The 15,545-nt window shown below is 37.3% G+C and carries 9 protein-coding genes; all 9 read right to left on the reverse strand.

The genetic code is table 11. The features are described 5' to 3' along the window. Window position 1: 1 nt before the first annotated feature. Entirely contained in the window at window positions 2-1,135 is a 1,134-nt protein-coding gene (locus AC6F8J_RS13285) for a TadE/TadG family type IV pilus assembly protein (RefSeq protein ID WP_500723961.1), read from the reverse strand. After that, window positions 1,128-4,478, reverse strand: a complete 3,351-nt coding sequence (locus tag AC6F8J_RS13290) for a DUF5702 domain-containing protein (protein WP_500723963.1) — start codon at window positions 4,476-4,478, stop codon at window positions 1,128-1,130. The genes AC6F8J_RS13285 and AC6F8J_RS13290 overlap by 8 nt, the downstream gene beginning before the upstream one ends. Before the next feature lie 221 nt (window positions 4,479-4,699). Continuing rightward, window positions 4,700-6,469: an NADH-dependent [FeFe] hydrogenase, group A6 gene (locus AC6F8J_RS13295; RefSeq protein WP_500723965.1), complete on the reverse strand. Its 1,770-nt coding sequence runs from the start codon at window positions 6,467-6,469 to the stop codon at window positions 4,700-4,702. Window positions 6,470-6,481: 12 nt separating this feature from the next. After that, window positions 6,482-9,562: an NADH-ubiquinone oxidoreductase-F iron-sulfur binding region domain-containing protein gene (locus AC6F8J_RS13300; RefSeq protein ID WP_500723967.1), complete on the reverse strand. Its 3,081-nt coding sequence runs from the start codon at window positions 9,560-9,562 to the stop codon at window positions 6,482-6,484. Next, window positions 9,562-10,068, reverse strand: a complete 507-nt coding sequence (locus AC6F8J_RS13305) for an NAD(P)H-dependent oxidoreductase subunit E (protein ID WP_500723969.1) — start codon at window positions 10,066-10,068, stop codon at window positions 9,562-9,564. Before AC6F8J_RS13305 ends, AC6F8J_RS13300 begins: the two co-directional genes overlap by 1 nt. Window positions 10,069-10,476: 408 nt before the next feature. After that, window positions 10,477-10,779, reverse strand: a complete 303-nt coding sequence (locus AC6F8J_RS13310) for a hypothetical protein (RefSeq protein ID WP_500723970.1) — start codon at window positions 10,777-10,779, stop codon at window positions 10,477-10,479. 117 nt (window positions 10,780-10,896) lie between these two features. Beyond that, complete coding sequence (locus AC6F8J_RS13315; RefSeq protein ID WP_500723972.1) at window positions 10,897-11,913, reverse strand: HD domain-containing phosphohydrolase; 1,017 nt, start codon at window positions 11,911-11,913, stop codon at window positions 10,897-10,899. Window positions 11,914-11,930: 17 nt separating this feature from the next. Next, a complete protein-coding gene (locus AC6F8J_RS13320; RefSeq protein ID WP_500723974.1) occupies window positions 11,931-14,360 on the reverse strand; it encodes a response regulator in 2,430 nt (809 codons plus the stop codon). Continuing rightward, entirely contained in the window at window positions 14,361-15,521 is a 1,161-nt protein-coding gene (locus AC6F8J_RS13325; RefSeq protein WP_500723976.1) for an FIST N-terminal domain-containing protein, read from the reverse strand. Window positions 15,522-15,545 lie beyond the last annotated feature (24 nt).

Raw genomic sequence — 15,545 nt, forward strand, 5'->3', positions numbered from 1 at the left:
ACTATTGGGCCTCCCTCTTCTCAATACAGCCATATTTTTTACAGGGCTGATAACCTCTTTTTTCGGCTTCTTCTTTTGTTACCGCCTCAATCTTTATCGCCCTTATTCTAGGACAGCTTTTACTCAAATGAACTTTAGATGTTTTGCTGGTATAATAGATTGGGTATATATCTTTTTCCTCTTGACTTACCGGTATGTTATAGTTTGATTTGCAATAGATACACAAGTCCTCATCATCTAGAACACGTTCACTGTACCGATCTTCTTGAAGCTCTTTTACCAAACATGAATAAACATGATAACTATAATTATCCGAAGAGGCTGTGGCAATAAAGTATAATGATTCTTCAGGCGCTTCTTTTTTCCCCACCGAGGTATTGCCGTCATAACTACCTGTGAATGCTCTAACCTTTACGGATTGATAAATTGGTATCCCCTCTTTTATAAAACCGCCCAAAGGCAAATCAATACGATAGCGTGCTATGATTTCTATGGTATCATCATAAAGCATAAAGGAGGATGCTGAGAAATCAATGATGCCTTTTTCACTAAATACCCCCCATCCCCTTAAACGTTCGTCGTCCAAATATTCCCTAAACATTATCTTAGATATTTGGGAGGCAACTATAGCGTTTGAAAATTCCATTAATTCTGTTATCGCCAGCCCTTTTCCATAGGTTAAAGCTTCTCCGTAATGCCGTTTAGTTTCTGATATAAGATTAAGCATTTGACTATGAATGGTGTCTATTTGTTTAGCTAATTCTATGGGCTTCCATCCCTGCTCGTCGGGTCTTTTTACCTGTTCATCTGGGCTTCCTAGGATTGTATCTAACTTAAACAGTTCTTGACCATACGTGGACCTATTGAGGCTTTGAAGAACTGCTTCTACTGACGACTTATAATCACGAGATGCATAAGCATGAATATATGCTTCTTGTTGGGCATCCACCAAACCCGTTTTCTCGAATGCATATACATGAACTGACATATCGTGAGCCATTCTCGTCATTGCCCCATCTATTTCCGATTGAATGTAATAGATTTTCATAAAATACAATATAAAACCCAGGGTCACAATAACAAAGGGTAATAAAATGGAAGCCTCAATTGTTAAGGCACCTTTTTGCCTACTCATAACCATTGCCTACTTCTACAGCTAGTCTATGGTAACCTTTAAAACGGCTTTTTCGTTCTTGCATAGCAGGCATGATATTGATGAATCCATATCTAACCTTAAAGGTCGCTCTAATATCTATACCGAATACATAATTACCTAATGTCCATGATTCATTAGCTCTAGCTGTTTTTATATTGATTTCTATCACATCTAACATACGCAGCACTCTATCATCCAACGCCTTCCAATCCATCAACATAAAGAATCTTAAATAATCTTCGTAACTGGCTGCCGGAATAAATTCAGTCAACTGTTCTCCTTTAACTTTTGTGTCTACAGCCGGACTTTTTTCCAGCAATTTATTACTTGTACTTTTTTTTATCTGTTCTGTCTTCTCTATAATAAAATCAGCGGATATTTGTTCACCTTTTTTTCCTAGAGCTTCAATCTCTTGGTTGATTGTAAGCTCCAATAGATCAAGGCCTTGACCTGTAACCTCTGATGCTTCTTGAATGATTTTCTCTTTATGTATTTGGATTTTCTTGGTATAGGCTGCTTGTAAATCTCTCTTGATATTAGATAATAATGAATGGGTAATTTCCTTGTTTCGAGTACCGGTTGCGACATCTTGTTTGAAGGTCTCTAATATTTCATATCGGCTATCTGTTCTTGGGTAGTCTGATATAGAACCATCATAAACATTTGTCCCCTCATTATATGATAGTAATATGGCATCCATCCTCCTGAGTAAATCGTCTTCATAACTTTGTGCCATAGCATCGGCCATCTGAATCCCTTCCATCTGCATAACTTGAATCTGCTCTTCTAGTAAGCCGTTAACATCCTCACTAAGAGCATCCTTTAGTCCCACTACCCATTTTTGTGCTTCATCTTGAAGCCCATTTAGTGTATCCTGAGTCTTTTTTACTGCCATCTCACTACCTTGTTCAATGATGTTAGATGTTAGATTCTCAGGACCTAAGAACCAAGAGGTTTTAGTTTTTAGTAGTGGCACTTTTCGACCTTGTAGAAGCATCACTAAATCTACCAAACTCTCTGCGGTAGCCCATAACAAGCCAATAATTAGTGCTATTGCTAAGGCTAAGGCACCTAAACTCCACCAACCGGCAACTGCATTTGCAAGGTTCATAATGATTGTCCTTTTTGATGGATCCGTTACTAAATGTATAGTGTTTAATGCTATTCTCATCGCCACTATTTTGCCGGATATGGTGGTGACTGCATCCAATTGGTCTGTTTTTCCTGTAATTATATACTCAAGTTCCGAATCCAATATATGGTTCTTTTTCTTATAACCAGACAAAGTTAAGGCCTCTTGATCTTCTTTATACTTCCCAGCCATAGAAGTAAACATGCCAATAGCATATTCGTTCAATAATAATTGGTCTTTAAATCCCGATCCAATATGGATGAGATTAGAAAACAACTTCCCATCTAAAGCTTTCAGCTCAACTTCTTCAGATGCTTGGTCTTCTTCATGTGTTGTGGCACCATCATAAGGCATTAAAAAAGAAGGTAATGTATTATCAAAAGGGTACTCAGTCGGTAACACTGCATCAAATAAACTTCGAACATCTAAATCTGAAACATTGCTTTTTACATTCTCAAAAAAGCCTTTACCATCCACCAATGTCCCATTAATGTTCGCTTGACCATCTAAACCATAGTCTGAGTAATCAAAATACAGGTCTTTTCGATAATAAGTACTCACCAGATCACAGACGTTCTGAATGTCTCTTTTCATAGTTGAATAGCCCATTGTCTTGATTTTATAATGTTCCATTCCGACTTTTAGAGGACCATACCTTTGCCCTTTGTTTAGAATCATCAACGCCTGTTTGGATAAACCAGCATCTTTAAAGCATTCGGCAATCATTGCCGGGTAATCATTAATTATCTTTTGTATTATGGGTTCTTGTTTTTCTAATAATTGAATGTTTTCCACAAGGCGTTCATGCATATAAGTAAGATTCCCCAATGTGTCAAAGTTATCTTTACGCATATCGGCCCCATAAGATGTTTTTATGGTTTCAAGCTCTTCCATAGCATGATCAAAGGTTCTAACAATATAGTCCTCCTTATTTTGGTTTTCTTGGTGAACAAAACCATCAATCTCCTGCTCCAATATTTTACCTTTTTCTTTAATCCACTCAATCTCATCTCGTGCCTTCCTATTCATTCCTAGCACACTATCGTCTCCAAGGGTTAACCCACCAAAATCCTTCATTTTTTCATCCAGAGTCCCAAAAATAATCGTTAATTCTGTCACTTGTTTTTCTTTCAGAGCCACTACCGTCTTGATCTGACTATTAATCTCTTTAATCCTTCTTTGTTTGTTGCTGATTTCTTTTTTGATGGACGCAGCCCGATCCGGATCTTGTTCACCTGCCCCCAGCTTCGCTCTAAGTGACCGAATCTGATCTCTCACTTTGTCCTGTCTTGCTTCTAAATCTGCATGCTTATCTTGTGATTCTTGCAGTTCTATTACCAATGCCTTAAATTGGATATAGGCCGCATCAAAAGATGAAGCCAGCCTGCTTATATCAATTTCTTTTTTTTCTAGACTTTTTTCAATTTCATTCACCTGAATAACAGATGTTTCAGGTGCTTGTACCTTGACTTTCGGTAGGACTATTTTGACAAAATTATCATCTACCACCCTTATCTTACCGGATGGGTTTATATCAATACCTTCAATCCACCTATACAGATTCATATAGGCTTCTTCAATGTCAAGGGTTTCCTCAACGATAGTATCTTTTGTCTGAATAAAGGTGGTTGTCTTTCCAAGTTTTTCTATAACCAAGACTTTTTCTAAAAATGGCTCTAATAACAGTAAAGGCGCTCTTAATTCCATAAAAGCCACCATGTCTCTTTTTACATAATCAAGACCCTCATGGCTAATGAGCTGACGGCCGCCTATAACCTTCACATCCTCAAGTTCCAAAGGAATCAGCTTATAAGGTGATGGATGTTTGACCGAAATATACTCATTCAAAAGACTTTTATCTGTAAGATTAGGGTCATTATGAATATTCCCTTCAAGGTAATAGGTTAAATCATTTGCCATAGGGCTTTGGTTTTTATCGTGGACATTGTCATATCCATTTATATAATACAGATCACTATAGTTGGTGTCTCTGGCAAAAATACCATATTCATTTTTGAGTATATGATCATAACCGCCTAGAACAGATTGGCTAGCCGATAACAACGCTCTTTCTGCTTGTATCATTGCTATCTGATATCTTGTAATCTCAACAATGGAGCATGAAAAAGCCACCAAAGAAAGAAATACAATTGCTAAAAATATAGATATGCCCCCTTGTTTATGCTCCAAAGTCTCGCCCTCCCAACCCATAAAGCTATGTGTTTTCTCTAAGCTCACTTAAATATTATACATAACAACAAATCAGTTGTCTATGCTATTTAAGATACTTTATTATATTTTGTTATCTAATTGTTGCATAATTTAGCTATTATTTACATATATGGGGATAAATGGAAAAATAAAAATAGGCTATCCCAGATTAAAATCCGAGATAGCCCTAGGCTATATATTTATTTCGAATACATATTACGTTTTACATAATGCGTGTGAAGCAATTCATGGGATTTGTGTCCCAGTGGGGCTTTCAAATAAGTTTCATACAAATGGATAATGGCTTCATTTTCATGGGATTTTCTTAATATCTTACCTTCATCTTCTCGGTAAATGGCTTCCATTCTTTTTTCTCTAATTGCTTGTGTGGTTTGCCTTGGTTGACCGCCACCACTGATGCACCCGCCAGGACAAGCCATGATTTCTATAAAATGGTAGGGCGATGTGCCTTGTCTAATCTGATCCAGTAATATTTTGGCATTGGATAAACCACTTGCTGCTGCATATCTAACCGTAACACCTTCAAGACCTGACCATTCCGGCGTGGTCTTGTCTATTAACAAACTACCTTCTTTTATACCTTTAAAACCCATTATTGACTGTACATGTAGGTTTTTATAAGGCATCTCAGTACCCGTTATAATCTCATATACGGTTCTAAGGGCTGCCTCCATGACACCACCTGTGGCTCCAAAAATATCCGCCGCTCCGGATGACAAACCCATCGGGTTATCAAACCGCTCATCCTCTAGATGAACAAAATCAATACCGGCGTCTTTAATCATTTTTGCTAACTCTCTTGTCGTCAAAACAGCATCCACATCACCAAGCATTTCTTCTCTAGTAATCTCATATTTCTTCGCTGTACAAGGCATAACAGACACTACAAACATGTCCTTAGCATCCATATCCAACTGATCTGCGTAATAGCTTTTTGCCAAAGCGCCAAGCATCATATGAGGCGACTTACAGGAAGATAGGTGGTCTAATTGATCGGGAAACTTATGCTCTACGTATTTAATCCATCCAGGACTACAACTGGTAATCATCGGCAATGAGGTTTTATCACCGGATATCAAGGCTTTTAACCGCATTAAGAGCTCTGTACCTTCTTCCAAAATAGTCAGGTCAGCAGCAAAATTCGTGTCAAACACATCGTCAAATCCAAGTTCTCTTAGTGCTGCAGCCATTTTCCCAGTTACTAAAGTACCTGGTTCATATTTAAATTCCTCACCTAGTGCCGCTCTAACTGCCGGCGCTGTTTGAACGACAACCCTTTTGTTTTTATCCAGTAGGGCTTCCCATACATTTACTGTTGCATCTCTTTCTTTAAGCGCACCAACCGGGCAAACCGTTGTACACTGGCCACAGAAGGTACAATTAATATCCATCAGTTCAAAGCCTTCAGTCGGACCTATAAAGGAATCAAAACCTCTATTCTGATTCTCCATAATCCCTATGCCTTGTATTTCGTTACAGACCGTAATACATCTTCTGCAAAGAATACATTTTGATAAGTCTCTCTCTATGGATGGGTTACTGATGTCTTTGACACCTAACTTTGAATGGGCACCTTGATATGGATTCTCTTCTTGCAGTTGTATCCATTCTCCAAGTTCCTGGAATTCACAACCACCGCTTCTTGAACAGACAAGGCAGTTGTCATCATGATCTGACATCATCAGTTCATAGACAACCTTTCTGACTTTTCGAACCTCTTTTGTATTGGTCTTAACCATCATACCTTCTCTTATCTTTGTAATGCATGATGCTTGAAGATTCCTAGCACCTTCAACTTCAACGACACAGATTCTGCATGATCCGACTTGGTGTACACCTTCTAAATAACATAGGCTTGGAATCAATATGCCATTGGCTTTGGCCGCTTCCATGATGGTTGAATTTTCATCTGCCTGTATTGTTTTGTTATTAATTTTTAACGATACCATGATTCTACCCCCTTACCGTCTATCACATCTTAAGCATCGCATAGCTTCTGCCATGGCATTGAGTTTATGGTAGCCTTTTGAAACCTCTTTAAAGTTATTTTTACGGTCATCTACTTCAAGCATACGTCGGTCAAAACGCATATGTTCATCCGGCGAATCTTCATCTCGTGCTTTTGGTATGTCGATTTCTTCACCTTTGTTTAACGCACCGTCTCCACCTAAGTAAGTATCTATAGCCACTGCGGCTCTTTTACCATCTGCAATAGCCCATATGGCTGTATCCGGGCCTCTTACCACGTCACCGCCGGCAAATACACCTTCCATTTTCGTCATGCCACTGATGGCATCCACGACAAACGTTCCCCATGCTGTCATCTCAATCTCATCTTTATCGATAAATGGTAAATCACTATGTTGACTTACTGCCGGAATCACCATGTCTATATCCATGTAGAATTCTGAGCCAGACTCCGGAATTGGCCTTCTTCTTCCGGACCCATCAAATTCACCTTGAGTCAAATGAATCAACTTGATCGACTTTACTTTTTCATCACCTTCTATGGCAATAGGTGCCACCAAGGTATGAAGGATAAGCCCTTCTTCTATACCTTCTTCGATTTCTCTCTTATCTGCAGGCATATCCGTTAGAATTCTTCGGTATAAGACATGCACTTCTTTTGCACCAAGTCTTATCGCTGTCCTAGCCGCATCCATGGCCGTACTACCACCTCCGATAATTGCCACTTTTTCACCTACTTTAACGTCTTTTTCCATATTGACATCTCGTAAGAAATCAAGACCTGGATAGACATTGACAAGGTCCTCACCTTCTATACCCACATTGTTACTGTATTGAGTGCCTGTGGATATGTATATGGCGTCATGATTGGCGCGTAAATCTGCAAACGTAATATCTTTTCCTATTTCAGTATTTAGGAATATCTTAACACCCGATTGCTTAAGTGCATCTATTTCCTTTTGCAACATTTGTTTCGGCAACCTATATTCAGGTATACCAAACCTTAAAATACCACCTGCTTGATCCAGTGATTCATAAACACTGACCTCATAACCTGTTTGCGCTAAATAAAAACCACAAGTCAAACCTGAAGGTCCTGCTCCTATTATGGCAACTTTTTTACCCTTTGCAGGGTACTGAATTGCTCGATATGGTTCATTCATACCATAGACTTTGTCAGCAATAAAACGTTTGACGTCAGCGATTGCCAATGCTTCATCTAACTGGCTTCTTCTACACTTACTCTCGCAAGGATGGGTACAAACGCGACCACACACAGCAGGGAAAGGGTTTTCACGCCTGATTAAGTTGAACGCGTCTACAAATCTACCTTCACCTACAAGTGATAAATAGCCAGGTACGTTGACTCCTGCCGGACATGAATTTTGACATGGCGATATGAATAAATCCATACAAACACCTGCGCTACAACGCTTTTCTTTTATATGGGCTTCATATTCTTCTCTAAAATAATGAATGGTACTAAGAACAGGATTCGGAGCTGTCTGGCCCAAGCCACACAGTGCTGAAACTTTGATGCTCTCGCCCAGTTCAATGAGTTTTTCAATATCACCTTCTACGCCATCGCCTGTCGTGATACGTTCTAAAATCTCAAGCATTCTTTTCGTGCCCAGTCTACATGGAACACATTTGCCACAAGATTCTTCTTGAACAAACTCCATAAAAAACTTAGCCACATCCACCATACAGTTATCTTCATCCATGATAATCAGGCCACCCGAACCCATGATGGCACCTTTTTCTATAAGTGAGTCATAGTCTACCGGTGTATTTAGAGACTCGCAAGTTAAACACCCACCGGAAGGTCCACCTGTTTGTGCTGCTTTGAAGTTTTTATCTTTTTTCAATCCACCGCAGATATCAAAGATGATATCACCTAGAGTCACACCCATCGGCACCTCTACCATACCTGAATTTCTAATTGCACCTGCAACAGCAAATATTTTCGTACCTTTACTTTTTTCTGTACCGTATTGTCTAAACCAATCTACACCATTTAACATTATCATGGGTATATTGGCTAAAGTTTCAACGTTATTGATAACCGTTGGCATGCCATAGAGACCTTTATCTGTAGGATAAGGAGGCTTCTGACTGGGTTCACCTCTCTTGCCTTCTATAGAGTGAAGCAGTGCGGTTTCTTCACCACAAACAAAAGCACCTGCTCCTGTCCTTATTTCAACATCAAATGAAAAATCACTGCTGAAAATATGTTCACCAAGCAAGCCTTCCTTTCTTGCCTGCTTAATTGCCACCTTCAGTCTTTCTACTGCCAAAGGATATTCTGCTCGAATATAGATAATACCGGTATTGGCACCTATAGCATAACCACCTATGGCCATACCTTCTATAATTGTATGAGGGTCACCTTCTAAAAGGCATCGATCCATAAAGGCACCTGGATCCCCTTCATCTGCATTACATATTATATACTTTTGATCACTGACTGATTTGTATGCGGCTTCCCATTTTAGTCCAGTTAAGTAACCACCACCGCCTCTACCTCTAAGTCCCGAGGCCATAATGATATCAATAACTTCCATCTGTGTTTTTTCTTTGATAATGTTATACAGGCTGTGGTAACCGTCGCTACCAATATACGCCTCTAAGCTATAGTAATCCATAACACCACAATTTTTCATGACACTTTTTTGCTGTTTGCTAAAGAAAGGTATGTCTTTTAAGTGTTCAAAAGTCTTGTCCAGCGTTTCATCATAATAACATTTTTCTGTTACAACTTGATTGCCTATCAAATGAGTTTTAACAATGTTCTCAATATCCTGTGGCACCAGCTTACAGTAATAAATATCATCTGGTAAAATATACAGGGATGGACCATAATCACAGGCACCAATGCATCCTGTCTGATTAATCTTCACCTTATCTTCAATACCAAATCTATTAAGACTTTCAAATAATGCCTGATAAATGGCTTCACATTTTGCTGATATACAACCGGCTCCAAAGCATACATTTATAATTCTTTCTTTCTCTTTGATCATCTTGTTATGATTAAATTTGATTCTGTTGAGCTCTTCAAAGGTTTTTATCATTATGCTTCACCACCTTCCAGATTTTCTAATATATCCAGAAGCTTATCCGGATTCACTTGCATATATAATTCTTCATTAATGGACATGGCGGGTGCTAATCCACAAGCACCCATACATCTTGTTATTTCCAAAGAATACTTAAGATCTTCCGTGGTTTCTCCAAGCTTAATTTTTAGTATTTTTTCAAGACGTTCTATAACTCTTTTACTACCTCTAACATAGCAAGCCGTGCCTAAACAAATTTTAATAACGTATTTGCCTTTTGGTACAGTTGTGAATAAACTGTAAAAGCTAACCACACCAGACACTCTTGATAAGGGTATGTCTAATTGATCTGCAATTAGTTCCTGGACTTCTATGGGCAGAAAACCGTATACATTCTGGGCCACATGAAGAATCTGAATCAGACTACCGGGATCATGATCATAATCTTCTATTACATCTTGAATAAACTTTAACTTCTCCTGTTCTGTCATCGCTTCACAATTACATGTTTTTTCTATCATCATTTAGCCCTCCATTCATTGCCTTTTCAACCATTATTCTCACTTTACCTCTGCTTTAGTTTAATCTGTGTCCATTATGCATGTCATTAGATCAGTCAAGTTCGAGTGGTTTTGATGCAACCGGATGTTGCGTTCTATCAGATGATGCTGTTAATTAATTAACTTATAAGTTAATTAATTAACAGATAATAAAGAGTTATCTTCTAATAAGTATAGCATATGTCATGCATTTTGTATATATGTCATATTTTTTAGTTATTATACTGTATTTTCCGAAGTTATTAGGTAAGCTTGATTATTGCTTCACTTCTCAAGAGAAAGAACTTATTATTGTGTCATAAAAATATCAAAAAAAGTAGTAACTCTAGGTTGATGCCTAAGTTACTACTTGTCTTACTCGTCTTTATATTAATTGGTAAGTATTTTTAGTTCTTCATCAATATCTTCTAATTGATCTTTGATCAATGCAATATTTCTTTCATATTCCTTAATTTTTGCTAAACGCTCCAATTTAAGATCTTCAAGTTCTTTGGTGGATGGTTTTGACAAAAGCTTCAACTCTGTTTCAACTTTGTCCAGGTTTAACTGATACTTTTCCCATGCTTTTTCAAGACTTGAGTCATAGTCGCCTACCTCCATGTACTTTTTAATACAGTTCATGTCATATACTATTCTACTTTTTTTCCTCAAGAGTTCTAGTCTTTTTTCCATATTCTTCTCCTCTCAATCTTTACTTATTGGATATTGTTCTTATACAGCCATTATAGCATGACGCTATAAAATTGTACATAGCTTATACATACTTATGTACTTTAAAAATACACAACCCTACTCCTTATATCGATCCTGGATTTCGTAAATACGATCAATGCCTTTAAAAAATGCCTCTACAACCTTTGGATCAAAATGTTTCCCAGATTCTTGTCGTATATAAATCAAGGCTTCTTCTGTTTTCCAAGCTTCTTTATAAGGTCTTTTGCTGGTTAAGGCATCAAAAACATCCGCTAATGCTGTTATTCTCGCAAATAAATTGGTCTCTATACCTACCAGTCCTCTAGGATATCCTTTTCCGTCCCATCTTTCGTGATGCTCTAAGGCAACAATTTTGGCGGTTCTAAGCAAGTCAGATTTATGGTCACCAATAATGGTCGCACCGATTATAGTATGTTTCTTAACAATTTCAAACTCTTCTTCTGTTAATTTTCCCGGCTTCTGAAGAATTGAATCCGGTACTCCAAGTTTGCCGATGTCATGCATAGGAGATACATTTCGTAATAGCTCTGCTTCACTTTCTGGAAATCCATAATGAAGCGCTATGGTTTTGCAAAATTCACTAACACGATAGATATGCATACCGGTTTCATTATCTCTAAACTCAGCTGCCATTCCTAGCCTTCGTATAATCTCAATTCGTGTTTCAGTTAGTTCCTTAGTTTTTTCTGCAACTTGAAATTCCAAGGCCTTGCTTTGACTGTATAGACTCAAATGTGTCTTAATCCTAGATAATACAATGGATGCACTAATAGGCTTTGTAATATAATCGACGGCGCCAATTTCTAAACCTCTTGCTTCATTAAAGGCGTCTCCTTTAGCTGATACAAATATAACGGGAATGCCTTTAGTAACCGGATTACTTTTTAATCTTTTACACACTTCATAACCATCCATATGTGGCATGACGATGTCTAGTAAAATAATATCCGGAGATGTTTTTTCAGCGATTTTTAACGCCATTGCACCGCTTTTGGCCACCTTAATATGGTAGGTTTCATTTAGGACACCTTCAAGGATTTCAATACTATCCGGTATGTCATCCACAATTAAGACCGTCTGCTTTTTATACATATACTTCACCCTAGCCTTTAACTCTTGAATTTTTCTTTAATTATTGTACTTGCTTCTTCAAACTCATAACTGTTGATATGATCAGTCAAATCTTTGAAGTCCTGATTAGGAAAATGCTTTCTTAGACTGTGTGTCATTTCCAAAAAGATTTTTTTGGCTCTTACATCATAAGCCTCTAGCATTTCATTTAATAATGGTAATTTTTCATAGAAAGCATTTTCTTCCATCGTCTCTTCTAAAACACTATCCTTCTTTAACTCAAGAAGTACTTCTTGAATCTCATCACAAACCAAGTAAAGTAGCTCTTCCAGTTCTTTAAGCTGATCATAATAATCTTTTTTTTGGTAAGCGTTATCTTTGATCATACGCTCTATAAGTTCAAAATGATGTTCCAATGTTGATGATCCTATGTGAGCCGAAAGTCCTTTTAGGGTATGAGCTGTACGAAATTTTTCCCCAATATTTCCAATATTAACATTTTCAAGCTCTTTGCAGACATTTTTATAACCTAGAAACCTTTCCATAATACTCATATAGAGTTGCATGTTGCCTTTATAGTATTCTTGAATAATATTTCTATTTATATGACTCGTTTGAGGGTATATAGAATCCTGCTTTTTTTTCATATGCCATGATAGATTTTCAGGACTCACGATACCTTTTGTCCATTTATTAATCATAGCATATAGTCTATCCGGTAAAATTGGTTTAGTTAAGTAATCATCCAGACCTTTTGCCAACACTTCAATCCTTGTATCCGACATAGCATCAGCCGTTAAGGCTATTATGGGAATTTTAATATGTTCTAATTCGTTTTTGATTTTTTGAGTCGCTTTATAACCGTCCAAAATGGGCATGTGTAAATCCATCAAAATTAGGTCATAAGTCTCATCACTGTCATTTAGTTCTCTAAAAGCATCCAAGCCATTAGAAACCACTTTGATTGTACCACCTTCATTTACAACAAATTCGCTAACAATCTGCTGATTGACTTCATTATCCTCTGCCAATAGTATTCGTACCCCTTTAATATCCCAAGTTTCCTTTATACCTAAATAAGTTGTCATACTTTGCGTCAGCGACAACTCATTTTTACATAACAACGACAAAATGGTGTCAAATAATATGGACTGATTAATCGGTTTCATTATAACTTCATCAAATCCTTCATACTTGGCCTGTGTTACCACTGCATCTCGTATATTTGCGGTTAACATAATATATTTCGTTTCCTGCAAATTTGATTTAATGGCTTTAAGCTGTCTTAAAGTTATTATGCCTTCATGGCCGGACATATTACAGCCAATTAAGACCATATCAAATTTTTGTTTATTTTTCACACATTTCAAAGCCCTCTCCTTGTCTGTAGAAACCACATGCTCAAAGCCAAAATTTTTCGTATATAACTCCAAAACATCTCTAACACTTCTATTTTCTTCTACAATCAATAAAGATATTTTTTTTAGATTGTCCGGAATCTCTTTTTTTTGATGAGCATTGGGTGCTACTGTAAAATTAGCGGTAAAAACAAAGTTACTTCCTTTACCTAATTCACTGCTGACATATATGTTGCCTCCCATTAACTCGACGATTTGCTTGGAAATAATTAGGCCTAACCCAGTTCCACCATATTTTCTTGTGGTGGAAGTATCCCCTTGAGAAAAAGCTTGAAAAATACTTTTTTTTTGAACCTCGGTCATACCAATCCCCATGTCTCTTATTTCAAAAAGCAAAGTGATCTCTTTTTCTGTTTTTTTCTTCGTGGTCACATTCAAAAATATTTCGCCTTGATCTGTAAACTTAACTGCATTATCTGTGATGTTTAGTAATACTTGACCCAGTCTAAAGGGATCGCCAATCAAAGTATTGGGTATTAAAGGGTCTTGCATGACAATCAATTCCAGACCCTTTTTATAAGCTTTTACGCTTACCATGTCCATAAGATTGTTCATAACATCCTCTAGATTAAATACGGTTTCTTCCATTTGCAGCTTACCGGCATCAATTTTGGAAAAATCAAGAATATCATTAATGATGTGTAGTAGTCTGTGGGCCGCATGATCAATCTTGTTTATGTAGTCTTCTTGCTTATGATTTAATGGTGTTTTCCGCAACAAGCTTGAAAAACCAGTAATGGCATTCATAGGCGTTCGTATCTCATGGCTCATATTTGCTAGAAAGGCGCTTTTAGTCTTTACAGAAGCTTCCGCTTGTTCCTTTAGAATCTTTAATTCATTGTTTCTCTTGTTAATGACTGCATTTGCATCGTCTATTTCATCTAACAACTTGGTCAACATGAGTTGATTTTTGTCTTTCATTTCTTGCAGATGGAGTCGGTTAACTTCAGATCGCTTTAACTTTTTTTCAATAATCCTCAACTTCTTTTCCATGATTCTGATTTCTTTTTCATATTCTTCTATGGAATATTCATGTCCTTTATGTTCCATCTATTCTTCTCCTATTAGTAGCACGGCTATAGTACCATTGTGAAAATAGCTTTCTCTACTATTTTCTAGAGGACAAATCTCTCCATAAGTATAGAAACCACATATTGGGAAACTTTCCGGCATGTTTTTTTGTAAATAGTGATATTCCTTATCTACATTCAATCCCAAAATGGCTTTTCTAGCAGAACAGGTAAATACTAGTGCCGCTTCTGGTTTGTTACCATTATAACTTTCAATAGCATCCTTAAGTGCTGTTTCAGAAGCAACGCTCATTTTTTCAATAGATCCGGAAACCAGTTGAACCACAACATCTTCCGGAACATCACCAAAAAAAGTTACACTTCTATTGTCTTCATTAAAAGTATAAGGACTTCTTATATAGTATTTTTCACTGTATTCGTTTGGGAAAACTGCCAAAGGATACTCAGTTGGCACTCTTTTATAATTACCGCCGACATAGCGGTTGTAGAAATCTAGAATTGGTTCTTGGTCAACTTCATAGACTACATTGCCGTCAACTTTTGTAATTCTTTTTTTATGTCCAATAGGAGTCCATCCACTGGCCAATCCCGAAGAAAAAATAATGTCTCCGGCAAAAAGAAGAACAAGTATGCTATCTGTTAATATCTCTCTTTTATAGAACTGATATGTTTTCTTCATAGACCACTGGTCCGCCGCCAATCCTCCAAAAATGGGAAATTCATGGCCTAATATACTTTTTAATGCATTAATCACCGATACGCCACCAACAGTCACGCTTTCTGCAAGTGTTATACAAAAGCTTGGTGATTTTGACATTTTTACTTCTGCTTGATTAATTGCATTCATTGCCGTTTGATGCGCGTCTTGGGATAAATAATTACCCATGCCTGCTTGGATCTCAATGGTATCCGAATGAAATAAAATTAAAGTAATAGAATCTTCTACACATCCTAAAATAGATGAGATCTCTCCATCTGTTGTACAACCAATCAACTCTAGCTTTGGAAATGTATCCATGATTGTGTCCAACACTTTTTGATGGTCCATGTGTATGGCATTATAGACAATACCTGCATGGGGGATTATTTCTCCCAACGCCTTTTGACACTGTTCCAATACGTCCATAATACAATCTGTCGCTTCTACGTCTTCGCTATGACCTACTACAACTTTAATCATATAAATAACCTCCTGTTTCATCCA

It is taken from the genome of Petrocella sp., assembly GCF_059865615.1.